Annotated in this window: 23 protein-coding genes and 4 tRNA genes; 15 read left to right on the forward strand and 12 right to left on the reverse strand. The window is 66.7% G+C overall.

What is annotated here, in order from left to right; translation table 11 throughout:
* Nucleotides 1-137 precede the first annotated feature (137 nt).
* Genes AC0KS4_RS15805 through phtC form a run of 5 tightly spaced genes read left to right on the forward strand, consistent with a single transcriptional unit; the run spans nucleotide 138 to nucleotide 3,747 of the window.
* Entirely contained in the window at nucleotides 138-1,484 is a 1,347-nt protein-coding gene (locus AC0KS4_RS15805; protein ID WP_238956338.1) for an aromatic ring-hydroxylating dioxygenase subunit alpha, read from the forward strand.
* Nucleotides 1,481-1,999, forward strand: coding sequence for a 3-phenylpropionate/cinnamic acid dioxygenase subunit beta (locus tag AC0KS4_RS15810; RefSeq protein ID WP_238956339.1), 519 nt, complete (start codon nucleotides 1,481-1,483; stop codon nucleotides 1,997-1,999). Before AC0KS4_RS15805 ends, AC0KS4_RS15810 begins: the two co-directional genes overlap by 4 nt.
* A complete protein-coding gene (locus AC0KS4_RS15815; protein ID WP_225329477.1) occupies nucleotides 1,996-2,241 on the forward strand; it encodes a dihydrodiol dehydrogenase in 246 nt (81 codons plus the stop codon). The genes AC0KS4_RS15810 and AC0KS4_RS15815 overlap by 4 nt, the downstream gene beginning before the upstream one ends.
* On the forward strand, nucleotides 2,225-3,028 hold the full coding sequence (gene hcaB / locus AC0KS4_RS15820; protein ID WP_238956340.1) for a 3-(cis-5,6-dihydroxycyclohexa-1,3-dien-1-yl)propanoate dehydrogenase: 804 nt from the start codon (nucleotides 2,225-2,227) through the stop codon (nucleotides 3,026-3,028). Before AC0KS4_RS15815 ends, hcaB begins: the two co-directional genes overlap by 17 nt.
* Nucleotides 3,025-3,747: a 3,4-dihydroxyphthalate decarboxylase gene (gene phtC / locus AC0KS4_RS15825; RefSeq protein WP_238956341.1), complete on the forward strand. Its 723-nt coding sequence runs from the start codon at nucleotides 3,025-3,027 to the stop codon at nucleotides 3,745-3,747. The genes hcaB and phtC overlap by 4 nt, the downstream gene beginning before the upstream one ends.
* Here the strand turns inward: phtC and AC0KS4_RS15830 are convergent.
* Nucleotides 3,744-4,559 (reverse strand): IclR family transcriptional regulator, encoded by an 816-nt coding sequence (locus tag AC0KS4_RS15830; protein ID WP_238956342.1) that lies wholly within the window; start codon nucleotides 4,557-4,559, stop codon nucleotides 3,744-3,746. The two genes, phtC and AC0KS4_RS15830, sit on opposite strands and share 4 nt — an antisense overlap.
* Nucleotides 4,560-4,725: 166 nt before the next feature.
* On the reverse strand, nucleotides 4,726-5,787 hold the full coding sequence (locus AC0KS4_RS15835; protein ID WP_238956343.1) for an NAD(P)H-dependent amine dehydrogenase family protein: 1,062 nt from the start codon (nucleotides 5,785-5,787) through the stop codon (nucleotides 4,726-4,728).
* Nucleotides 5,788-6,101: 314 nt separating this feature from the next.
* Between AC0KS4_RS15835 and AC0KS4_RS15840 the strand changes: the two genes are divergently transcribed.
* Complete coding sequence (locus AC0KS4_RS15840) at nucleotides 6,102-6,779, forward strand: DedA family protein (protein ID WP_225329472.1); 678 nt, start codon at nucleotides 6,102-6,104, stop codon at nucleotides 6,777-6,779.
* Here AC0KS4_RS15840 and AC0KS4_RS15845 read toward each other — a convergent pair whose 3' ends face one another.
* Nucleotides 6,780-7,397 (reverse strand): TetR/AcrR family transcriptional regulator, encoded by a 618-nt coding sequence (locus AC0KS4_RS15845; RefSeq protein ID WP_238956344.1) that lies wholly within the window; start codon nucleotides 7,395-7,397, stop codon nucleotides 6,780-6,782.
* Nucleotides 7,398-7,550: 153 nt separating this feature from the next.
* Between AC0KS4_RS15845 and AC0KS4_RS15850 the strand changes: the two genes are divergently transcribed.
* Nucleotides 7,551-7,988: an anti-sigma factor antagonist gene (locus AC0KS4_RS15850; protein ID WP_238956345.1), complete on the forward strand. Its 438-nt coding sequence runs from the start codon at nucleotides 7,551-7,553 to the stop codon at nucleotides 7,986-7,988.
* 32 nt (nucleotides 7,989-8,020) lie between these two features.
* A complete protein-coding gene (locus AC0KS4_RS15855; protein ID WP_238956346.1) occupies nucleotides 8,021-9,106 on the forward strand; it encodes a glutamate--cysteine ligase in 1,086 nt (361 codons plus the stop codon).
* Nucleotides 9,107-9,132: 26 nt separating this feature from the next.
* On the opposite strand, the gene AC0KS4_RS15860 is transcribed toward AC0KS4_RS15855, so the two are convergent.
* The 3 genes from AC0KS4_RS15860 to AC0KS4_RS15870 form a co-directional block, all read right to left on the reverse strand.
* The gene (locus AC0KS4_RS15860; protein ID WP_275254441.1) at nucleotides 9,133-9,903 is read right to left on the reverse strand and encodes a sulfite exporter TauE/SafE family protein; all 771 of its coding nucleotides are present in this window, start codon (nucleotides 9,901-9,903) and stop codon (nucleotides 9,133-9,135) included.
* Nucleotides 9,904-9,975: 72 nt separating this feature from the next.
* A complete protein-coding gene (locus AC0KS4_RS15865; protein WP_238956348.1) occupies nucleotides 9,976-10,917 on the reverse strand; it encodes a catalase family peroxidase in 942 nt (313 codons plus the stop codon).
* Between the two features lie 35 nt (nucleotides 10,918-10,952).
* On the reverse strand, nucleotides 10,953-11,744 hold the full coding sequence (locus tag AC0KS4_RS15870) for an SDR family NAD(P)-dependent oxidoreductase (RefSeq protein WP_238956349.1): 792 nt from the start codon (nucleotides 11,742-11,744) through the stop codon (nucleotides 10,953-10,955).
* Between the two features lie 197 nt (nucleotides 11,745-11,941).
* Between AC0KS4_RS15870 and AC0KS4_RS15875 the strand changes: the two genes are divergently transcribed.
* Nucleotides 11,942-12,547 carry a hypothetical protein gene (locus AC0KS4_RS15875; protein WP_238956350.1) on the forward strand — a complete coding sequence of 202 codons (606 nt, stop codon included), beginning with the start codon at nucleotides 11,942-11,944 and terminating at the stop codon, nucleotides 12,545-12,547.
* A 70-nt stretch (nucleotides 12,548-12,617) separates the two neighbouring features.
* Entirely contained in the window at nucleotides 12,618-14,165 is a 1,548-nt protein-coding gene (locus AC0KS4_RS15880; protein ID WP_238956351.1) for a long-chain-fatty-acid--CoA ligase, read from the forward strand.
* Between the two features lie 10 nt (nucleotides 14,166-14,175).
* On the opposite strand, the gene AC0KS4_RS15885 is transcribed toward AC0KS4_RS15880, so the two are convergent.
* From AC0KS4_RS15885 to AC0KS4_RS15900, 4 genes are all read right to left on the reverse strand, one after another.
* The gene (locus tag AC0KS4_RS15885) at nucleotides 14,176-15,015 is read right to left on the reverse strand and encodes an enoyl-CoA hydratase/isomerase family protein (protein WP_238956352.1); all 840 of its coding nucleotides are present in this window, start codon (nucleotides 15,013-15,015) and stop codon (nucleotides 14,176-14,178) included.
* Nucleotides 15,016-15,092: 77 nt separating this feature from the next.
* Complete coding sequence (locus AC0KS4_RS15890; RefSeq protein WP_472408519.1) at nucleotides 15,093-15,218, reverse strand: hypothetical protein; 126 nt, start codon at nucleotides 15,216-15,218, stop codon at nucleotides 15,093-15,095.
* Nucleotides 15,219-15,536: 318 nt separating this feature from the next.
* Complete coding sequence (locus tag AC0KS4_RS15895; RefSeq protein WP_238956353.1) at nucleotides 15,537-15,983, reverse strand: SRPBCC family protein; 447 nt, start codon at nucleotides 15,981-15,983, stop codon at nucleotides 15,537-15,539.
* A gap of 217 nt (nucleotides 15,984-16,200) precedes the next feature.
* Nucleotides 16,201-16,272 (reverse strand) — tRNA-Val (locus AC0KS4_RS15900).
* A 182-nt stretch (nucleotides 16,273-16,454) separates the two neighbouring features.
* On the opposite strand from AC0KS4_RS15900, the gene AC0KS4_RS15905 reads away from it, so the two are divergent.
* The 5 genes from AC0KS4_RS15905 to AC0KS4_RS15925 all read left to right on the forward strand — a co-directional run bounded on the left by AC0KS4_RS15905 (nucleotide 16,455) and on the right by AC0KS4_RS15925 (nucleotide 18,632).
* Nucleotides 16,455-16,527: transfer RNA gene (locus AC0KS4_RS15905), tRNA-Gly, on the forward strand.
* A 28-nt stretch (nucleotides 16,528-16,555) separates the two neighbouring features.
* Nucleotides 16,556-16,629 (forward strand) — tRNA-Cys (locus AC0KS4_RS15910).
* A gap of 15 nt (nucleotides 16,630-16,644) precedes the next feature.
* A tRNA-Val gene (locus AC0KS4_RS15915) sits at nucleotides 16,645-16,719 on the forward strand.
* A 250-nt stretch (nucleotides 16,720-16,969) separates the two neighbouring features.
* Entirely contained in the window at nucleotides 16,970-18,145 is a 1,176-nt protein-coding gene (locus AC0KS4_RS15920; protein WP_238956354.1) for an ImmA/IrrE family metallo-endopeptidase, read from the forward strand.
* Between the two features lies 1 nt (nucleotide 18,146).
* Nucleotides 18,147-18,632: a DUF4411 family protein gene (locus AC0KS4_RS15925; protein ID WP_238956355.1), complete on the forward strand. Its 486-nt coding sequence runs from the start codon at nucleotides 18,147-18,149 to the stop codon at nucleotides 18,630-18,632.
* Between the two features lie 169 nt (nucleotides 18,633-18,801).
* On the opposite strand, the gene AC0KS4_RS15930 is transcribed toward AC0KS4_RS15925, so the two are convergent.
* Nucleotides 18,802-19,359, reverse strand: coding sequence for a hypothetical protein (locus AC0KS4_RS15930; RefSeq protein ID WP_238956356.1), 558 nt, complete (start codon nucleotides 19,357-19,359; stop codon nucleotides 18,802-18,804).
* Nucleotides 19,356-21,191 carry a putative alpha/beta hydrolase gene (locus AC0KS4_RS15935; RefSeq protein ID WP_238956357.1) on the reverse strand — a complete coding sequence of 612 codons (1,836 nt, stop codon included), beginning with the start codon at nucleotides 21,189-21,191 and terminating at the stop codon, nucleotides 19,356-19,358. The genes AC0KS4_RS15930 and AC0KS4_RS15935 overlap by 4 nt, the downstream gene beginning before the upstream one ends.
* Nucleotides 21,192-21,251: the final 60 nt, after the last annotated feature.

A 21,251-nucleotide genomic window follows, 5' to 3' on the forward strand; every position in this document is an offset into this window, starting at 1 on the left:
AATTGTGTGCAACCTGTGAATCGGCCCCAAGGATTCTGGTGGCCACCCGCCGACCCGATCGCCCCGGCGATTGACCGGCGTCGAAGACTGCGGGATTCTACTGAGCGGAGAGTATTTCTTGAGAACAGAGGATCTTGATGAGGGACCACAGCGACGAATTGGTCGGGGTCTTCGACAACGTGCGCCGCGGGATGATCCCCGCGCACATCTACAACGACAAAGAACTGTTCGCGCTGGAGAAGGAACGGCTGTTCGGCCGGGCGTGGACGTTCGTGGGACACGAGTCCGAAATCCCGCACGACGGCGACTACGTGGTGCGCCGGGTCCTCGACGACTCGTTCATCATCACGCGCGATTCGGACGGCACCGTGCGGGCCCTGTTCAATATGTGCCTGCACCGCGGAATGCAGGTCTGTCGCGCGGAGATGGGAAACGCCTCCAACTTCCGCTGCCCCTACCACGGCTGGACCTACCGCAATGACGGACGGCTCACCGGGCTGCCGTTCCACCGGGAGGCCTACGGTGGTGACGAGGGGTTCGCCAAGGACCAAACCCTGTTGCCCGCACCGAATTTCGCGAGCTACAACGGCCTGCTGTTCATCAGCCTCGACGCGTTCGCCGAACCGCTGGAAGACTTCCTGGGCGACTTCAGGTTCTACCTGGACTACTACACCAAACAAAGCGCCGGCGGCGTCGAGGTGCGGGGGCCGCAGCGCTGGCGGATCAAGGCGAACTGGAAGATCGGCGCGGAGAACTTCGCCGGCGACATGTACCACACCCCGCACACCCACGCGTCGATCGTCGACATCGGCCTGTTCCGCGAGCCGAAAGCCCAGAAGCGCAAGGACGGCGCCACCTATTGGGCGCACCGCGGCGGAGGAACCACCTACAAATTGCCGCCCGGCAGCTTCGAGGAGCGGATGCGCTACGTCGGCTACCCCACCGAGATGATCGACCGGATCAAAGACGTGTGGACACCGCAACAGCAGCGGGTCGTCGGCGAGGACGGGTTCATGATCTCGGCCGCGACCTGCTTTCCGAACCTCAGCTTCGTACACAACTGGCCCAAGGTGCGCGATCGCGATGACGAGGTGCTGCCATTCATCTCCATCCGGTTATGGCAGCCCATCAGCGAGAACGAGACCGAAGTGTGTTCGTGGTTCGCCGTGGACTCCGCCGCTCCCCCGCAGTACAAACAGGATTCGTACAAGGCGTACCTGATGTGCTTCGGGTCGACGGGCATGTTCGAGCAGGACGATGTGGAGAACTGGGTCTCGCTGACCACCACCGCGGGTGGCTCGATGGCGCGGCGGCTGCTGCTGAACAGCCGGATGGGCCTGCTCGCCGACGACCGCCCCGTCGTCGAGGCGTTGCCGCCCAGCGCCTTTCACGGCCCCGGACGCGCGCAGGTCGGCTACAACGAACACAACCAGCGCGCGTGGGTGACCATGTGGGCCGACTACCTGCAGAAGGCCGGCGCATGAGAAAACCGTTGCCCTTCAACGACCCTCGGCACCTCGAGGCGCACCAGTTCCTGGTGGACGAGGCGTACCTGCTCGACGGCCAGCGGTATGAGGCGTGGCTGGACACGCTGACCGACGACGTCCGCTACACGATGCCGGTGCGGGTCACGACCGCGCGCGGCGCCGGGTTCGACACCAGCCCCGGCATGGCGCACTTCGACGAGGACAAGTACTCGCTGAGCCAGCGGGTCGCGCGGATGGGCACCGAGCACGTGTGGGCCGAGGACCCGCCGTCGCGGCTGCGGCACTTCATCACCAACGTGCGCACCTTCGCGTGCGACGACCCCGACGACCTCGTCGTCGAATCGGCCGAGTTGTTGTTTCGCAGCCGCGGCGACGTCAACGACAGCGCCCTGCTGTCCTGCGGGCGCGAGGACGTGCTGCGCCGGTGTGGCGATCGCTGGAAGCTGGCGCGCCGCACCATCCTCGCCGACGAGTCGGTACTACGGATGCAGAACCTGGCGGTGTTCCTATGAGCGACGAACCCATCACGATCGCCAACGAGTTCACCGAGGTCGTGGTGCGCCGGGTCGACACCCGCAACGGATCACGCCTGCAGATCAGCGCCCCCAGATCCGGGCAGTCGATCACCCTCGACGCGCTCGAGGTGGAGGCCTTGACCTGGCAGAATCCCCGTACGCTGGCTGCCATGGTCGGCAATTCCTACGCGCCGTTGCTACCCGATGACCCCGAGGAGCGCGATGACGGGCTGGCTTGAGGGCAAGCGCGCCTTGGTCGTCGGCGCCGGTTCGGGGATCGGCCGCGCCGTGGTGGACGCGTTCCGCGACGAGGGGGCGAAAGTCGCTGCGCTGGAACGTGATCGGGGAAAGTGCGCGGCGCTGCGCGCGCAGCTGCCCGACGTGCCGGTGGTCGAGAGCGACGCCACCACGTACGAGGCCAACGAACAGGCGGTCACCGCCGCGGTGGATGCCTTCGGCGGACTGGACACGCTGGTCAACTGCGTCGGAATCTTCGACTTCTACAGGGGCATCGGCGACATCGACCCCGACGACCTGCCCGGCGCGTTCGACGAAATGTTTCGCACCAACGTGCTGAGCCATGCGCAGTCGGTCAAGGCGGCGATCCCGGCGCTGCAACGGGCCGGCGGTTCGGGAGGGTCCTCGATCGTGCTGACCGAGTCCGCCTCGTCGTTCTATCCGGGGCGCGGCGGCGCACTCTACGTCTCCTCGAAATTCGCGGTGCGCGGGTTGGTCTCGGCGCTGGCCCACGAGCTGGCGCCGCGGATCCGCGTCAACGGGGTGGCGCCCGGCGGCACACTGAACACCGACCTGCGCGGCCTCGCCAGCCTGGGGCTGGGCGACACCCGCCTGGACGACACCCCCGGCCGGGCCCGCGAGGTGGCGGCGCGGACTCCCCTGCACGTCGCGCTCACCGGCGCCGACCACGCGTCCAGCTTCGTGTTCCTGGCGTCCGACCGCTCCCGCGGGATCACCGGCGAAACCGTGCGCCCCGACGGCGGATTCGGGCTGGGCGCGCCGCGATGACGGACCTGGACCAGCAGCGCGCCGTAATAGCGCAGGCCTGCCGCGTGGCGGCCGCCCGCGGCCTGGTCGACGGCATCCTCGGCCACCTGAGCCGGCGGGTCGACGACGACCGCCTGCTGGTGCGCTGCCGCAGCGACACCGACACCGGCGTGGCGTTCACCCGGCCCGGCGACATCCGGCTCGTCCGATTCGACGGCACCGCCGGCGCCCCAGGCGAACTCGACGGGTACCGCGTGCCCAACGAACTGCCCATCCACGTCGAAACGATGCTGGCCCATCCGCAGCACGCGGCCGTCGCGCACCTGCACCCGCCGGCGGTGGTCGCCGCCGACCTGGCCGGCATCACGATCCGGCCGATCTACGGCGCCTTCGACATTCCCGGCGCCTGGCTGGCGCGCGGGGGTGTCCCCGTCTACGAACGCGCCGTGCTGATCCGGGATTCGCGCCTGGGCAAGGAAATGGTGGCGGCCATGCGCGGTGCGCCCGTGGTGATCTGCCGCGGGCACGGCATCACCAGCGCCGCCGCCACGGTGCCGCAGGCGGTGCTGCAGGCAATCAGCGTTGACGCGCTGGCCCGGATGTCGTTGCGGGTGCGCGCGGCCGGCGGCACGCTGCGCGACATCGACGACGCGGACTGGGACGACCTGCCGGATCTGGGGCCCGCGTTCACCGCCGAGGCGGCCTGGCGCCACGAAGTGGCGCGGCTGGCGGATAACTAGCCGAGCTGGTCGCCAATCTCCTTGGCGGCGTTGACAAGTGCGGCGGCCACCGCGGGGTATCGGGAGGCGTCCAGCCGGTTTTGTGGTGCGGCGGCGTTGAGCGCGAGTCGCAGGCCGGGCGCCCGCGTCGGGATGGGCACGGCGACCGACGCGACGCCTTCCTCGCTTTCTTCCCGGTTGGTGGCGTAGCCGCGTTCGCGGATGCCGGACAGCTCGGCTTCCAGCTCGGCGCGGCTGCCGATGGAATGCGGGGTGATGCGCTCGAGCCGCTCGCGCGGCAGCAGCGCACGCAATTCCGGTGCCGACAACTGGGCCAGCATCACCTTGCCCGTCGAGGTGCAGTGCGCGGGCATGGCCCGGCCCAACCGGGACGCCACCCGCACCGCGGCCGGCCCCTCGACGGCGGCAACGAAGCGGACGCTGGCGCCGTCCAGCATTCCGACGTGCACCGTTTCACGCAGCTGTTCGCTGAGGCCGCGCATGATGGGTGCCGCGGATCGCGCGATGTCGATGCGGCCGAAGATCGCGAACGCCACCCCGGTCAACGATGGCCCGGGCAGGTACGCCTTGGACACCGGGTCCTGCCGGACGAACCCGCGGTAGGCCAGCATCGCCAGCAGCCGGTGCGCCGTCGATGACGCCACGCCGAGATAGCGGGTGGCCTCGCTCAACCGGATCTGGGGTTGTTCGCCCAACAGCAAGAGCAGCTTGAGCGCGTTGTCGACCGACTCGATCGGATACTGCGGCGCAAGCGAATCGGCGGGCGGTCCCGCCGCGGCGTTAAAGCCGGCGCGCTCGCGCTTTTTCTGCATGGCATGACGGTACCCCCGGCGGGGTGGGGATTGCCGCACTCACAGCGGTCGCAGCACCAAGCCCGGAGTCACGGCCGCCCGTCGGGCACACAGAAAGTCGGCCAACTGTCCCCGCCCATCAGCCCAGGGTCACCGAATCCCCCGCCGCCTGCCAGGAACCCATCATTCAGCCCTGAGGGCGAGTTGCTCTGGTGTCCAACCAGATCCCGGCGGGAGCGCAGGGCAAGCCCACGTCGTCCAGGGTCAGAATGCCAGCGGGCGCCGCGGCGACGTTGGGGGCCGCGTTGACCGCCGGCATCGCGGTCATGGTGTCCCATTCGTGGTTGCCCCAGTGCTCCGGCGGGACGAAGCGGATGCGGGTCCGCACCTCGGGCTCGCCGTCGATCACGACTTGGTAGTGGTCGTCGTCAAACTCCCAGTCTCCGTTGAGTTTCTTCGTGAGATACCAGGCGACGCGCGACTCGAAGACGGTCTTGCCCCTCACCTTGGCGTTCCAGCCACCACGGATTGCGGCGATGGTGTTCTTCTCCATGCAGAACCAGCCGAGATCGGTCTTCTCCGAGGCGGTCTGGTGTTCGATGACGAACTCCATGTCGTCGACCTCGTATCCCAATGCGGCCGCCATGCGCTGAACGGAATCGGCGAAAGTGGTGAACCCGAACTTCGTCAGACCGACCACTTCGGGTGTCGCCTCGGGGAGCCCGAAACCCAACGCCTGCCACGTTTCCGCTGACTCGTAGACCGAGACGTCCGCCGACTCGATGATCGACACCTTCTGGACGTCGCGGCAGACGGCGGTCATCGCCGTCACCATCGTGTTGATCCAGCCCGGATTGACACCGGTGATGTAGAGCGAACTGTCCCCGCGCTCGCATGCCGCGGCCAGCTTTTCCTTTGTTTCGCCCTGGATCCCGCCGACGTTGAGGAACAGGTTCGTGCTGATGACGTCGAGCCCGCTTTCGAGCAGGCGGACGGCGTGGTCGAGGTCGGCCATGAACGGTGTGTAGAGGACGGTGTCGGCGCCCAAGGCGATCAGGGCGTCGATATCGGTGGTGGCAAGGACGCCGGTCTCGGGTCTGCCGCATAACGGTCCGGCGTCCATGCCCGCCTTGTCCTCCGAATACGCGTACACCCCAACCAGTTCGAGTCGAGGGTCGTCGAGAATCCCTCGCATGCTGAGCTTTCCGACCTTGCCGGTGGTCCACTGGATGACGCGCAGCTTGTTCATGGGTTCCTTCGGATAGCACGGACGCCCGTCGCCTGATCGGGCCTCCAAGTAGGGGTGTCCTCTCGGCAACGGAGCGGGCGCGTCGTCGGGGGCGACGATCGCCCGAGAATGCATCCGCGCAGAGCGAGAATGTCATTCTCATTCGGGAGAGTAGGGCATCCACGGCTGGATTTCAAGGTTCGGCGCCATTGCTCTCTGCTTCGTGAGCGGCGCCGCTGACGCCGGCCCGCGATTGCAAGATCTGGACGCTCCAAGCGGATTGAAAACGCACACCTTGTGGCGCGGATTGCGGGCCGGTCAGGCATCCTTGACGCATGAATGTGGAGCCCCTGCTGCACTCGATTCCGCCGCTCGCGGTCTACCTGGTGGTCGGCGGTGTGGTCGGGATCGAGAGCCTGGGCATTCCGCTGCCGGGCGAGATCATCTTGGTGACCGCGGCGCTGATGTCGTCGCATCATGAGCTGGCCGTCAATCCGATCGGGGTCGGCGTCGCCGCGGTGATCGGCGCGGTGGTCGGAGATTCGATTGGGTACGCGATCGGGCGCCGGTTCGGCATGCCACTGTTCGACCGGCTCGGCCGGCGGTTCCCGAAACATTTCGGCCCCGGACACGTCGCGTTTGCCGAGAGGCTGTTCAACCGGTGGGGCGTCCGGGCGGTCTTCTTGGGCCGGTTCATCGCGCTGTTGCGGATCTTGGCCGGGCCGCTGGCGGGCGCCCTGAAAATGCACTACCCGCGGTTCCTGGCGGCCAACGTCTCGGGCGCGATCTGCTGGGCGGGCGGCACGACCGCACTGGTGTACTTCGCCGGGATCGCGGCCGAACGCTGGCTGGAGCGGTTCTCGTGGATCGGGCTGGTGGTCGCCGTGGTTGCCGGGCTCACCGCCGCAATCCTGTTGCGCGAGCGCACATCACGGGCGATCGCGGAACTGGAGGCCGAGCATCACCACAAGGCCGGCGCCACGGAAACCACCACAGCGCCCGGCACGGTCTGACTAAACGGCCTCGCCGGTGTCCGCCACCAGAGGCGGCCGGTGTTCGTCGATCAGGGCGCGGGCCATCCTGCGGGCGCGTTTCGCCGCGTCGAGGTCCCCGACGGCGGCGAGGATGATGGCGCCCTTCATCAGGATGTGCCACGACGAGGCGAAGTCCTCGATGTCGGTCAACCCCGCCGCGATCGCGCGGCGGCGCACGATGTCGCGGACGTGGTCAATGTGGGTGATGCAGGCCCGGCCGGCGGGATGGTCCGGTCCGACTTCGAGCAGCACGTTGATGAACGAGCAGCCTTCGTATCCGTCGCGGAGCTGGAACCAGTCGTGCATGACGTCGAAGATCGCCAGCAACTGTTCCTCGGGGGTGGTGCCCCGCTGCCGCGACTGCTCCTCGATCAAACCGTGCGTCCAGAGCTCCTCGCGGCGCTCCAGCACGGCCAACACCAGGTCGGTCTTGGTGGCGAAATGGCGGTATAGCGTCGCCTTGGCGACGCCGGCCCGCGCGATCACCTCGTCGGTGCCCACAGCGCGGACGCCGCGGCGACTGAACAGCTCATACGCCGCGGTCAGCACGCGTTCACGCGCCGACGGCGCGGGCGTCCCGACATCGGAAGTGGTCATACGGGCCTTACCGTACTCTTAGCCCCGGACCCGTAGACAGACCTCCCTGTCTCGTTATACAAATGAGATTCGCATCCGCGAACAGTCGGTCTTCAGACAATAGGACGGGCATCCTCGCGGCGTCTCGGACGCCGGTCGATTAGGGGGTCCACCATGAACTCAGCTATTGCGGAACAATTGCCCACCACTCACCTCATGCTGAGCACCAAGCTGGTCTATGAGCTGGGCGATCCCCACAGCACGCTGCGCGCAACCGCCGATCGCAGCGGGCCTGCGGTGCTGATCTACGCGGGCGGTGAGATCGACGCGTGCAACGAGCACACCTGGCGTCATCTGGTCAGCGAGGCGGCCGGCGTCGTCACCGCGCCGGGCCCGTTCGTCGTCGACGTCACCGGGCTCGAGTTCATGGGCTGCTGCGCGTTCTCGGTGCTCGCCGAAGAGGCGAAACGTTGCCAGCAGCGCGGCATCGACCTGCGGCTGGTGAGCTGCGAGCCGATCGTGGCTCGGATCATCGACGCGTGCGGGCTCAGCGGCGTGCTGCCCATCTACCCCACCGTCGACTCCGCGTTGTCCGCGGCCGCACGCTGGTAACCACACGGCGCTGCTCGGCCGTAATCGGCTGAATGAGCGGCCATCCCACCGTCGGTGCCGAGGAAGAATTCCTCCTTGTCGACCCGCGAACCGGTGAGCCGTCCCCGCGCAACGCCGCCGTGGCGGCGGAGGCCCAGCGGCGCGGCGTCACGCTGCAACTGGAACTGAGCAGCTGCCAGGTGGAAACCACCTCCGACGTGGCGGCAACCGCCGCCGAACTCGGTGAGCAGCTGCGCCGACTGCGGCGCACCGCGGCGCAGGCCGCGCAGGCCGTCGACCTTCAACTGCTCGCCTGCGGGCTTCCGCCGGCCACCCCGCACGAGTTTCCGGTCACCGACACCCCGCGCTACCGCCGCATCGGCGACGAGTTCGGGATGGTCGCCCACGAGCAGGGCATCTGCGGATGCCACGTGCACGTGCAGGTGCCCGACCGTGCCGCGGCCATCCATGTCAGCAATTGGTTGCGGCCGTGGCTTCCGTCATTGCTTGCGCTGTCGGCCAATTCGCGCGTGTACCGAAGCGCCGACAGCGGTTACGCGAGCTGGCGCAGCGTGCTGTGGCGGCGCTGGCCCGCCGCCGGAGCGCCGCCATTTTTCACCTCGCCCGACGAATACGACGTCGCGGTGCGCATGCTGGTCGACACCGGGGTGATCCTCGACAAGGACATGATCTATTGGGACGTGCGCCCTTCGGCGGAGTTCCCGACGGTGGAGGTGCGCGTGGCCGACGTGCCCGCCACGGTCGATGAAACCGTGCTACTTGCCACCCTGATCAGGGCCGCCGTGATGACGGCGCTCGACTCGCCCGACGACGCCCGGCGGCTGCCGCCCGGCGCGCTGCGTGCGGCGTATTGGAAGGCCGCCCACGACGGATTGTCCGGGCACGCACTCGATCTGATCCACGGCCACGGGGCGGTGCCGGCGCGTGAGCAGCTGGGTGTGCTGGTGCAACGGGTGCGCCCGGCGCTCGAGTCGCTGGGGGAATATGAGCACGTCGTCGACGAACTCGACCGCGTCGCGACCCGGGGCAATGGGGCGATGCGGCAACTGCGGGCGTGGCGCCGACGCGGCGAGGTGGCAGACGTCATCGCCGAGGCCGCCGCGGCCACGCTGAGTTGACTATCGTTGCCGCACAACCGCTCTCGTCAAGCCACCGCCAGCAGGCGATACAACCCGATCAGGCCCACGACCACGATGATGGCGCGCAGCGCGTTGCCCGAGAGCCGGCGCCCGTAGCGCGCCCCGAGCATGCCACCGACCAGCGAGCCCGCCGCGATCAGCCCGGCGGCCGGCCAGCTGATCCGGTCGAATGCCACCGTCGTATAGGCAACCGCCGCAACCACATTCACCACCAGGGCCAAGAGGTTTTTGGCGGCGTTCATCCGCTGCACCGATTCCGGTAGCAACGCCCCCATCAGCCCGACCAGCAAAATGCCCTGGGCGGCGGTGAAATAGCCGCCGTAGACACCGACGGCGAAGGTGCCCAACACGAGCGTCGCCATCCGCCCCGGCGGGACGTGGTCGGGTGAACGGCCCGCCTCCGCGGCGCGCCGCGCGGTCCACGCCTGAATCCGCGGCCCGATCACCACCAGCGCCAGCGCCAGCACCAGCAGCGCCGGCACGATCTCGGCGAACACCTTCTCGGGCAGATGCAACAGCAGATAGGCGCCCAGCGTCGCGCCGGCCAGCGAGGCCGGGAGCTGCCAGCGCAACCGATCCCGTTGCCCGCGCAACTCGGCGCGATAGCCCCAAGTGGCCGATACGCTGCCGGCGACCAGGCCCGTCGCGTTCGACATGGTGGCCGTCACCGGCGGGAAGCCGAGCGCGACCAGCGTCGGGAAAGTGATCAGGGTGCCGGAGCCGACCAGCGCGTTGATCGCCCCGGCCGCCAACCCGGCCAGGCATATGAGGATCATCTGAAATGGCGACACCGAAGAAAAACCTTAGCGTGCCGCCGATTTCGTCCCGACGGCGACCACTCGCCGGGCTCAGGCGGGCGGAGCATCGTCGCCGCGCTCGACCCCGGTGCGCAGCTTGACCGACGCCGAATACGCCAGCGTCCGAAAGTGCAGGACCGGATCGTCGGAGGGTTCGATGCCGTCGGTCACGCGCATCGGGTCGAACACCACGATGTCGTCGCCGCGCTCGCGCTCGGTGTCCGGACCGGTGATCTCCAGCGAGCCGACGGTGACGATCTGGGTGCTCTGCCAGGCCGACGACGGGTCCACCGTGGAGTCGGTGGGCCCGGCGATCTGCACCCGGAAATCGAACCGCACCGGCCCGCCCTCCAACCGCGTCGCCAGCTCGTCGGTGAGGAAGTCCGGATCCTTGCCCTGGGCGTCCGAGGCCGACAGGTACTCCTCGGACGCCGTCGGAACCAGGTGGTAGCGAACGAATCTGGCGCTGCCGTCGCCGGCGACCCAGCGAAACGCGTGCAGGCCGTGGTATTCGGTGGTGGCGTAGCTGGCGGGGATCCGGTTGGCCTCCCGCAGTATCGGCAACGCGCCGAGGAGGCCCGGATGGGTGAGCAGGTGTTTGGCCATGCGCAGCGGCGTCGTCAGGCCGGGCCGCATCGCCTTGAGCAGATCGATGAAGCCCTCCGGCGTGCTGGAGACGAAGAGCCGGGCGGTCTGCGTCGAGACGTCGGTGGTGGAGCCGTCGGGCAGGGTGAACTTCACCGCCATCCCACGCACGCCGGGCCGGCCGTCGCGCTGCTTGGGGTTGCCCGATCCGTTGGAGAAGCGGACCAGCGCCGGGACCGGTGAGCCATCGAGATGCCTTGCGCGCGAGAGCATCACCGCATCGTGGGCCGCGGTGAACGTGCCGCGATACAGGGTTCCCTTCGCGTGCAGCGCGCGGCAGCCGGGCCGAGCGCCGCCGGCACCCCGGATCGCCTCGATCGCTTGGTCAGGGGTTAATCCACCGCTCATGTACGAATCTTAGTGGCATTTGAATCGCAGTGGTATCAGGTGGGAAAGCCGAAGAGTTCGACGACACCGTGATCGCGACCGGCCGTGTAGCCGCCGTCGACGGCGATCGCCTGTCCGCTGACGAACGAGGCGTCGGGAGACAGCAGGAAGGCGGCCATGGCCGCGATCTCTTCGGGCTGCCCCAGCCGCTGCAGCGCGTGCTCCTTGGTGATCGAGGCGAGCGGGCCCTCCATCCCGGGAATGCTGAAAACGCTGTGCGCCATCGGTGTTTCGATGAAGCCGGGACAGATGACGTTCGCCCGGATGCCGCTCGGACCGTAGTCGAGGGCGATGTTCTTGGTGAGTAGCACGACGCCGCCCTTGGCCGCGTTGTAGGAGCTGCCGCCCGCGGTGCCTTCCAGGCCCTCGACGCTGGCGACGGTCACGATCGAGCCCCGCTCACCGTCGGCGCGGGGTTGCTCGATCATCCTGGCCAGGGCCGCCTTGGCGACGAGGAAGGTGCCGGTGAGGTTGATCCCGATCACCCGCTCCCATTCGGCGCGGTCCAGCAGGTGCACCGGGCCGCCCCCGGCGACGCCCGCGGCGTGGAAGAGGCCGTCGAGGCGGCCCGGCACGGCGGCCAGCGTCGCGGCGATCGCAGCTTCGTCGGTCACGTCGGCGGGCACGAACGTGAACCGCGGGCCCAGGTCGTCCGGCGGTGCGGCCAGGTCGGCGCCGACGACGGTGCCGCCCTCGGCCAATAACCGTCGCGCGGTGGCCAGCCCGATTCCGGAGGCGGCGCCGGTCACGACGAAGGTGCGGGAGCGGGCGCGTTCGGGGTTCACCATGTCGGATCTCCTCGGGTGGCGGGTCGGGCGGCCCCGTCATGGTGACACACCGGCCCGGGATCAGTTCGCGGATACCGGATTTGCGATAGCCGCGCTGGATCGACTCATAGCGAACCCATCTTGGACATCGGCCCTGGCGGCGGAGGACGATAGGACCGAGCTCGAATCCCGCGCCGCCCACAGAGTGAGGAACGACGATGTCATCGACTCCGCCGCAGGCGTCCCCCGCTGTCCCCGCCTCGACACCCCCGGCCGGTCGGCGGTTCGGGGCGCTGAGCGCGGCCGTGGCCGCGGTGGTCATCGTGGCCGGCACCCACGCGACGACCGGGGTAGCGCTGACTTCCGGCGACGCGATCGCCATCGCGCAGGGCGTCGCGGTCACCCCCGCACCCGGCTGGACGCTGGGAAACCGCGGCCCGAACTGGGTGGCGCTGAACAACGCCGACACCAGCGCGCAGATGCGGATCACCGTCAAGCAAGCCGGCGGCGCCGACGCCGCCGCGGTTCTGCAATCCGACATCGACCAGTACGTGCGCGGCGCGTCGGCCATCTTGACCGGTGTGAATCGCTTGACCGCGCCCGACGTCAAGCCGCTGCAGGGACCCAACTTTCAGCAGCAAGCGTCCGTCAACTACACGGCCAGCGTGGTGAACCCGCAGGGCACGATTCCGGTGATCGGCACGTTCACCGAGCTGCTGAACCCTTCGACCGGGCGCTCGGCATTCGTCGACTTCCGGCAAGGCAGCAGCGCCACCACCCAAGACGCGGGCGACGGCGGAATGATGATCGACTCCATGGAATGAGGCCCCGCCGTCCGGTGCGGCGCACCGATCCCGTATTACCGAGTGGGACAAACCGAACGCGGAGGGGTTCATGCCACAAGCGGACACGGCGGAGACGCTCGCCGGGATCGTCGAAGGACACGCGCAGCGGCGGCCCGAGGCGATCGCGATTCGCTTCGGTGAACGCCAGTGGTCCTGGGCCGACTGGAGCGCGCGGATCCGTCGCGCGGCGGGGGCCCTGCGCGCCGCCGGGATCGAGCGGGGCCAGTGCGTGGCGTTCCTGGACAAGAACCATCCCGCCTGCCTCGAGGTGCTGATCGCCGGCGCCTCCATCGGCGTGGTCACCACCGTCGTCAACTGGCGGGTGATCGGCGACGAGCTCGTCCACGTGCTGGCCGATAGCGGGGCCCGCGTGCTGCTGGTCGGCGCCGAGCTGCGGGCCGCCGCCGAGGCGGCCGCCGAGCGGGTACCCGGGCTGGAACGGATCATCGAGGTCGGCGACGAATACGAATCGTTGCTCGCCGCGGCGTCACCGGCCGAGCCCGACGCGGGCCTCGACCCGAACGAGACCGCGTTGGTGATCTACAGCTCGGGCACCACCGGAAGGCCCAAAGGCGTGCTGCTCAGCCAGCGCGCACTGGTCAATCACGCCGCGAACCTGGCGCCGGCGTTTCCGTTCGCCGACGGGGACGCGAACCTGGTCGCCATGCCGTTGTTCCACGTGGGCGGGATCGGCTACGCCCTGTTCGGGATCCGTTCGGGGGCACCGACTTTCCTGACTCGCGAGCCCGATGCCGCGACACTGATCGGCGCGGTGCGCGCTGGCGCCACCCACGCGTTCTTCGTCCCGCCGGTGATCGCCCGGTTCCTGCACGCGGGTGAGGCGGCGACCGCCGCCATCGCCGGCCTGCGCTACATCGTCTACGGGGCGGCGCCGATGCCGCTGCCGTTGCTGCACCGGGCGCTGTCGACATGGCCGGACACGAAATTCGTGCAGGTGTACGGGCAGACCGAGCTGTGCGGCGCGGTGACCGCCCTGTCGGACGCCGACCACCGCGATTCGACGCGGCCCGAATTGCAACTCTCGGCCGGAAAGGCGGTGCTGGGCTGCGAGATTCGCATCGTCGATCCCGAGACGGGCGCGTCGTTGCCGCCCGGAGAGCCCGGCGAAGTATGGGTGCGCAGCAACCAGAACATGACCGGGTACCTCAACCGCCCGGAGGCGACGGCCGAGACGATCACCGCCGACGACTGGGTGCGCACCGGCGACGTCGGGCGCCTCGACGCCGACGACTACGTCTACATCGAAGACCGGTTGAAGGACATGATCATCACCGGCGGCGAGAACGTGTACGGCCCCGAAGTCGAAAGCGTACTCATCGAGCATCCCGCCGTGGCCGACGCGGCGGTGATCGGGGTGCCCGACGACTTCTGGGGAGAATCGGTCAAGGCCATCGTGGTGGCCGACGGCGAGATCGATCCCGCCGACGTCATCGAATTCTGTCGACAGCATCTGGCGGGCTTCAAATGCCCACGCACCGTGGATTTGGTGTCGGAGCTCCCCCGCAATGCGAGCGGAAAAATCCTCAAAACGCAGCTGCGGGAACCGTTTTGGCGAGACCGGTCCCGCGGAATATAAGCGTGGGCGGCTACAGACGTCCCTCGACGCGCAGATCCGGATGCACCCAGTCGGGCGAGCGGCGTTCCTTGAACGAGCGGAAGCCCTCGATGGCCTCGGCGTCGGACAGGCTGGAGCTCATGCCGATGCGGTCATACAGGCCCAGGTAGCTGTCGATGCTGGATTTGATGACGCCGCGGGCGCGCGGCGCGGTCCGACAGCATTGCGCCAGTACGTCTTTCGCCGCGTCCAGCAGGCCCTCGTGCGGCACGACGCGGGTGACCAGGCCCCAGTCGAGGGCTTCGACCGCGGTCAGCACTCGTCCGGTGAACATGAGGTCGCGGGTGCGCACCGGCCCGATGACGCGGGTGAGCATCTGGCTGTAGTAGGTGTCGGCGTAGCCGCGGAACAACTCGGGCACCCGGAAGGTCGCCCGATCGCTCACCACCGACAGGTCGCTGCACAGCGCGATCTGGAATCCGCCGCCCTGGCACAGGCCGTTGACGGCGGAGACGATGGGCTTGGCGGAGGTGCGCACCGCGTCGAACGGGGTCACGTCCATGCCCAGCGCGGAGCCGAAGGTGATCCAGTTGTCCTCGCCTCCGCCGCCGCCCATGTCCCCGCCGGGCGCGAAGACGTCGCCGGTTCCGGTGAGCACCAGCCCGGCCAGATCCGGGTCCTCGTTGAGACGTCCCACGGCATAACGGATTCCGAAGTACATCGCGGGGCTCAGGGCGTTGCGCGCGTCGGGACGGTCGATGGTGCACACCGCGATCGGCCCCTGACGCTCGAAGCGCAGATAGGGCGTGCCCAGCCAGTCTCCCTCGGGGGGACGGGGGGTGCTCGGCGGTGTCGAAGGATTCTGCGCCACGGGGCTCCTCTCGGGTCGACGCCGCTACTGTAGCTCTTACAGTATCCGCGGGGTCGCGCGCCACCCCGATGACGGGTTCAGGGCCGGCCGCGGCTCCCCGCCGGCGAGTGATTGCTCGCGTGCTGGCGTTCGAGCTCGCGCAGGCGGCGCGCTTCCCTGGTCAGCCAGGCCAGCCCCGCCCCGGCCGCCAGCAACGACACCACGGCCGCAACGATTCCCGCGTCAACCCGACCGTCAGCGAAGCACGCCAGACAGATTGCGAACGCCACAACTCCGGCCCCCACGAGAAGCAAACCCGGGGCTTTGGCGGAATTTTTCAGGGCTTGGCCAACCCGTGGACGGCTGGACCGTTGATGATCGAGCGGATCTCGAGCCGTGTCTCCCATGATCCCTTCCTCTGTGGCTGTGTGAGCAGTCATCTACAGCAGTACCTGTTGCACGGGCGGGTAATAGTCGCGCAGCGGTTCGGATCGGGCGCGCTATTGGTTTATGGACGCGGGCTTTTCGCGAAGCCGTTCTCGTTATCGCAGGATCTGCGCGAGCTTTCGCCATCGCCGATGCCGGTGGCGAAACATGAGCCGGATGAAGGCGCGGGTCAGCAGCCCATGCAGGCCGTCGTCGGTTTCGATCTCGTCGGTGTAGCGGCAGCTGTGCTCGTCGATGGGTTCGAACGTCAGGCGGTGGTTCCACGTGCGGACCGGTCCCCCGTGTTCGTTGGTGTAGATCTCGGTCGGGTCGAGGCGCTTGATGGTGAGGTGGTGGGTCCAGGCCGGGATCACGCCGAACCACCAGAACCGCGCCGATCCCTGGGTGCCGACCTCGATGCGCTCAGGGACATCGAGGCGGTAGATCCGCAGCACCGGGCTCAGCACATGGCGCATCATCTCGGGCTTGCGCGCCAGGGCGGACGCGGTCTCGGCCGGGATCGGCAGCTCGGTAGTTAGGGTTACCTTACTCACGCGGTTCATGGTGGCCCAGCGGGCGCGTTCCGGCAAGGGCAGCGTGGGCTTAGGGCGTCTGGACGCGACTTCGTCTCGCCGAGCGGTTAACCCGACCCGGCGCGCGAAGTACGCCGCCATTAGCCTCGGGAAACGTCGGGTGAGGGCATGGCGCTACAGCGCGAAAAGGCGAGGGGACATGGGGGTGGGTCAGCGGCCCAACTGGTCATTGACCTGTATCGATGTGTGGTCCCGGCTGGGATCGAACCAGCGACCTTCCGCGTGTGAAGCGGACGCTCTCCCACTGAGCCACGGGACCGGCGCCGAGATGGCGAACGACGTCGAAGACTAGCACGTGCAGACCGTGACAATACCGGCCGCATCGGCATGCCAGGAGCGACGCGATAGCCTAGACACGGCTCGTACCAAGAAATTTGTATGTGCCCGCTCACGTGGACTATCGTCGTGCTTCGCACCGGGCGACGATCTCGTCCGAGGCGCGCGGATGTAGCGCAGTTGGTAGCGCATCACCTTGCCAAGGTGAGGGTCGCGGGTTCGAATCCCGTCATCCGCTCGAAGGTGCAAGTGGCGTGGACCCCAACGGTGGAGTGGCCGAGTGGTGAGGCAACGGCCTGCAAAGCCGTGCACACGGGTTCGATTCCCGTCTCCACCTCCAGATTTTGGTTCCCCGGCGCGATTAGCTCAGCGGGAGAGCGCTTCCCTGACACGGAAGAGGTCACTGGTTCAATCCCAGTATCGCGCACCAGAGTTTATGCAGGTAAACAGCACTTTTGTGATAGAGGCTGTTCAACTGCAACCAATACGCAACCAATGAGCAATGCCGCTGCTGTTCAGGGCACCGTTGTTTCGTGATGCCACCTGTCTGCTACGCGTGGCACCCTGGCATTTGCAAGGCGTGTGGCATGCTTTCGACTCAACAGGAACGACTTGGGAAGTTCAAGCCACCTGGCCTTCATGGAACGGGATCGCTCCGGTGACGAAGGGAGGGCAGTCCCGTGGCGACATACCGCGTGGATGTAGAGCCAGCCCTTCTTGATTGGGCCATCGAGCGATCCCGGATCGACCGGGACGAGTTGTACTCGAAAAGGGCGCTCCGCGACTTGCCTCTCTGGCAACGCCGCGAAAAGAAGCCTACTTACAACGAGTTACAGACGTTCGCGCGAGCAACCCATACACCGTTCGGGATGCTTTTCTTAAGTACGCCGCCAGTCGAGAAAGTACCAATCCCCGACTTCCGGACTATCGCCGACGCCGAAGTCACGACGCCAAGCCCCGACTTGCTGGAAACCATCTATATGTGCGAGCAGAGGCAAGAATGGTACAGGAAATACGCCGCGAGAAATGATTACGACCCGCTCGACTTTGTAGGCAGCGCCACAATCAACGACCCGATCGCGGTAACCGCCGATAAGATCCGCCGCAGACTGGGTTTTACAAGCGATGACCGGGCTCGCGATCGGACTTGGTCCGAAGCCCTTCGCCGCTTGATAGATAGCGCAGAAGATATCGGCATCCTCGTGATGATCAGCGGGATCGTAGGCAACAACACTCGTCGCGTCCTTGATCCAAATGAGTTCCGGGGCTTCGCTCTTTCCGACCCGCTAGCACCGTTGATTTTCATAAACGGCGCCGACACCAAAGCTGCACAGATATTTACCTTGATCCATGAAGTCGCCCACATCTGGCTCGGTCAAAGCGCCCTCACTGACGCTCGTCTCGATACACCCACTGCCGGCCGCGCTGCTAGCAATCAAGTTGAGCAATGGTGCAATCGCGTCGCTGCGGAGGTCCTCGTCCCTTTAGCAAGCTTCCGACCGGTGTGGCCGTATGACTCCGACGAGTTAGATCGCCTGGCTCGAATCCACAAGGTGAGCACCCTCGTCGTCTTGAGGCGTATATACGATGCGGGCCATCTCAAATGGGCGGACTTCCGGCAGCGATACGAAGCTGAACTCGGCCGCGTGATGGGCATCTTAGCTGGGAGGCAAGCAGAATCGGGCGGAGGAAATTACTACTACACGCAACCCTTGCGCATAAGCCAGCGGTTCGCGCACGCCGTCATCAGCGACGCCGTCGCAGGAAACACCCTCTATAACGACGCATACCGGCTCATCGGTACTCGCAAGCATCAAACGTTCGTTCAACTAGGCGAGCAAGTCGGAGCCATCTAGCATGTATGTCCTCGACACCGACGTGTTCATCGACGCCAAGAACCGGCACTATGGCTTTGACTTCGTCCCCGGATTTTGGGATTGGCTCGTCGACCAGCATGCCGCCGGGGTGCTGTGCAGCATTGCCGACGTCAAGAGCGAAATTGACAAAGGCAATGACGAACTCACCCGTTGGGCGAGAAACCACAGTAACCTCTTCATTCCACTGGACGCGGCCACGCAACCGAGCTTGCAGTTGCTATCGAACTGGGCCCAATCCGGCTCATTCACCCCTGGGGCGATCGCCGATTTTCTTAGCAAAGCGGACTATTCCCTCATCGCTTTCGCCCACGCACACTCCCACGTGGTCGTGACTCAGGAGGGCTCAGATCCCAACTCCAAGAAGAGGATCTTCATCCCCGACGGCTGCACCGCGCTAGGCGTAAGGTGCATGAATCCATTCCAGATGCTCCGCGCGGAGGGTGCGAGGTTCATCCAAGCGCCCTGATCGCATTGTCACGGACTAGGTGCCACGCCAAACTGGCTAGCCGGGATCACCTTCTCGCACAACCAGAGCAGCCCCGTCTAATCAACAACAGCGGACACCCCTCGGACGCATTGGCCGAAAAGCCTGGCGACGCAGATGGTTTCACCGAGGGCGCGCATCCGAACCGACCTCAGCCCAACTGATCAGCCGGTATCGGCTCGGGCAGAGTGTTCTGTTTCGTCGTCATGTCCCGGCACTCGCCGTAGATGCTGATCGATCCACCGGACTTCTGGACCGGCGAGTAGGGATCGAACACCGCCGTGACGCCTTGCTTGCTCACGGCCGAGGCATGGGTGTGGAAGTCCCCCGGGCCTCCCCAGCCGTGCTGTTTGAGCACCCCGATCATCTGCTGAATCTCGGCTCGGGATGCCTCCAGGGTGGGCGCGTGGTCGTACTTGAGTTCCACGCGGCCCCGAAAAGGCGCCACGGCTTGGTCATTACAGGAATCTCGCGTGAAGTTCGCGGATACGTTTTTGAGGCCCAGGGTTGTCGCGATTTCCCGTGCCGCATCGACCACCTGCGCCCTCGACTGTTCCGGAGTCATTGGATTAGGCACCCCTTCGCTCACATTCCTTACGGCGCTGCATGATTGAAGCGCAATCATCAGCACGCCCGCTGCGATGTAGACAACAACCGAACGGCACATGGCGGCGCCGATCCTCTCGAAGGTGATCGTCGAAACTTTCAATGGTAATGACCTCCGGTAGGGCGCCGAAGCGATTCTGGGTCGAATTCATCAGGCAGCCAGTAGGTGCCGCGATGTTGTGCGGTCATGCTGTCGTGGGCCAATGCGTCACCGTGGCCCGATGCTATGTCACCGATGCTGAACAACGATTCATTACCGGGGGTGAAGTAGGAACTGTGGTCCTTCAGGGGGAACGTGAGCCCGGGGGCTTCGGCCTTGAACCGCGTCGAACCGAACCCTTCGACGGCGGGGTCGGAACCGAGTCCGATGGTGACCCCCGTTCCCGGCAGATGCCCCTGGATGCCGCCCAAGTGCGTGATCGGGTCCGTCGATGCGGCGCCCACGTAGACGTGTCCCCCTTCGGGGAGGTGGAAGTCGCCGGCGCTGTGGGCCAGGTCAGTTCCCGGGCAGCCGACGAGCACGATGTCGTTGGCATGCATTCCGGAACCGGCTGCGGCGTCGGCCACGGTGGTCGACCCATAAGAATGGCCCATCACGGTCACGTGAGAGGGCGCACCGCCATGAGTCACCGCGAGAGCGTTGACATCCCCGGCGAGTAGACCACCCCCATTTCTCGCGAGCGTCGTCTGCCCGATCTGTGGGTCGATCGCGCTGTCGGGGGCGTGATAGCCCATCCACACCAACACGGAATTGGACTTGTTCGGGTCAGCCCGCTGGGCCTCGTTGTAGACGTTGAGCCCGTCGCGGTGCGTCAGGTAGCCGTCCCGGACGCTGCTGCCGGTCCCGGGCACCAGCACCGTGGTGTTGTCGGCGGTGTCAGGGTTGCCGATGGCAATGGCTTCCCTGCCCCGGCCCTCGAACGCCTCCGGGTCATAGGTTTGCAGGAAGACGGGGTTCTTGCCGCCGTCGGAATCCGTACTGAGCCCGGCTTTGGTCTTCACGGCGTTGTTGTAGCGCGTGATGGCCGACGGGGCGAGGCCGTACAGCTCCGGGTGTTGGGTCACCTGGTCCACCGACACATGATGTTGTGCGGCGGCGTTCTCGACGCGGGAAATGTCGTCGTTCATCACCGCCTGGTTGACCGTGTCGCGAGAGATGGTGTCGATGCCGTTGAGGTTGCCCAGCTCGGGCGGATGCTGAGCGAGCAACTGGTCTCTTTCCTGCTGGCTCAGGGAATCCCACCACCGCTTGACGTCTTCGGGCTTGGTACTGGGCGGCGGGATCGCGAACTCTTCGGGGCCTGCCTGGGCGTCGGCCGGCGCAAGCGGCTTGGGGTCGTAGCCGTCGGCGCGCAGGGTGGTCAGAGAGTTCTGCAGCGTGCCCGAATAGCCGTTTCGTATCCCCTGCAATTGGCCGAGGGCGCTTCGGGTGTCGTCGGCCGCATCGGCTTTGGCGTCGTTGATCAACGACTGCAGCGCACTTCGGGAATTCGCGTCCAGGTTCGGATCTTGCAGGTCGTGCGCGGCCGCCCCGATGATGTTGTCGAGCTGTTGCAGTTGGGCCTCCAACGCGGCGATGTCGTTGGCGCCCGCTTTCTGCGCCTCGGCCAGGGCGGCGGCGATGTTCTCCAGGTCGACCGCGATCTTGGGAAGTTGCAGCGATTGCGCGCCAAGCGATTTGACGGTGCGCTGCACCTCGGCTGAGCCGTTGATCGGGTGGTCGCCGTTCTGGTGATTCCAGGCGGCGTCGAAGCGGTCGCGGGCTTGCTGGAAGGCATGGTCGGCCTCCTGGGTGCATCGGCCCGCTTGGTGGAAGGCACCCGCCAGTTGAGAAATCTGAAATGGGCTGCCGGCCTGCAAACTCCGGTTGATCTCCCAAGGATCGCCGCCGGCCTGGGCGATCAAGTCGGCAACGTTTAGCCAGACCAGCTGCATCGCACCGCCCGCAAATCCGCTACTTGTTCTCTCCGAGAGCTATGACGCTACCTTCCGCTG

It is taken from the genome of Mycobacterium sp. NTMscope_MAC_12, assembly GCF_976985675.1.

Coding starts and splice junctions, on each gene's coding strand:
- AC0KS4_RS15805 (WP_238956338.1), top strand. CDS start 138: ATGAGGGACCACAGCGACGAATTGGTCGGGGTCTTCGACAACGTGCGC.
- AC0KS4_RS15880 (WP_238956351.1), top strand. CDS start 12,618: ATGCCACAAGCGGACACGGCGGAGACGCTCGCCGGGATCGTCGAAGGA.
- AC0KS4_RS15870 (WP_238956349.1), bottom strand. CDS start 11,744: ATGGTGAACCCCGAACGCGCCCGCTCCCGCACCTTCGTCGTGACCGGC.
- AC0KS4_RS15925 (WP_238956355.1), top strand. CDS start 18,147: ATGTATGTCCTCGACACCGACGTGTTCATCGACGCCAAGAACCGGCAC.
- AC0KS4_RS15845 (WP_238956344.1), bottom strand. CDS start 7,397: ATGACCACTTCCGATGTCGGGACGCCCGCGCCGTCGGCGCGTGAACGC.
- AC0KS4_RS15935 (WP_238956357.1), bottom strand. CDS start 21,191: ATGCAGCTGGTCTGGCTAAACGTTGCCGACTTGATCGCCCAGGCCGGC.
- hcaB (WP_238956340.1), top strand. CDS start 2,225: ATGACGGGCTGGCTTGAGGGCAAGCGCGCCTTGGTCGTCGGCGCCGGT.
- AC0KS4_RS15810 (WP_238956339.1), top strand. CDS start 1,481: ATGAGAAAACCGTTGCCCTTCAACGACCCTCGGCACCTCGAGGCGCAC.
- AC0KS4_RS15855 (WP_238956346.1), top strand. CDS start 8,021: ATGAGCGGCCATCCCACCGTCGGTGCCGAGGAAGAATTCCTCCTTGTC.
- AC0KS4_RS15860 (WP_275254441.1), bottom strand. CDS start 9,903: ATGATCCTCATATGCCTGGCCGGGTTGGCGGCCGGGGCGATCAACGCG.
- AC0KS4_RS15835 (WP_238956343.1), bottom strand. CDS start 5,787: ATGAACAAGCTGCGCGTCATCCAGTGGACCACCGGCAAGGTCGGAAAG.
- AC0KS4_RS15850 (WP_238956345.1), top strand. CDS start 7,551: ATGAACTCAGCTATTGCGGAACAATTGCCCACCACTCACCTCATGCTG.
- AC0KS4_RS15815 (WP_225329477.1), top strand. CDS start 1,996: ATGAGCGACGAACCCATCACGATCGCCAACGAGTTCACCGAGGTCGTG.
- AC0KS4_RS15865 (WP_238956348.1), bottom strand. CDS start 10,917: ATGAGCGGTGGATTAACCCCTGACCAAGCGATCGAGGCGATCCGGGGT.
- phtC (WP_238956341.1), top strand. CDS start 3,025: ATGACGGACCTGGACCAGCAGCGCGCCGTAATAGCGCAGGCCTGCCGC.
- AC0KS4_RS15840 (WP_225329472.1), top strand. CDS start 6,102: ATGAATGTGGAGCCCCTGCTGCACTCGATTCCGCCGCTCGCGGTCTAC.
- AC0KS4_RS15830 (WP_238956342.1), bottom strand. CDS start 4,559: ATGCAGAAAAAGCGCGAGCGCGCCGGCTTTAACGCCGCGGCGGGACCG.
- AC0KS4_RS15875 (WP_238956350.1), top strand. CDS start 11,942: ATGTCATCGACTCCGCCGCAGGCGTCCCCCGCTGTCCCCGCCTCGACA.
- AC0KS4_RS15895 (WP_238956353.1), bottom strand. CDS start 15,983: ATGAACCGCGTGAGTAAGGTAACCCTAACTACCGAGCTGCCGATCCCG.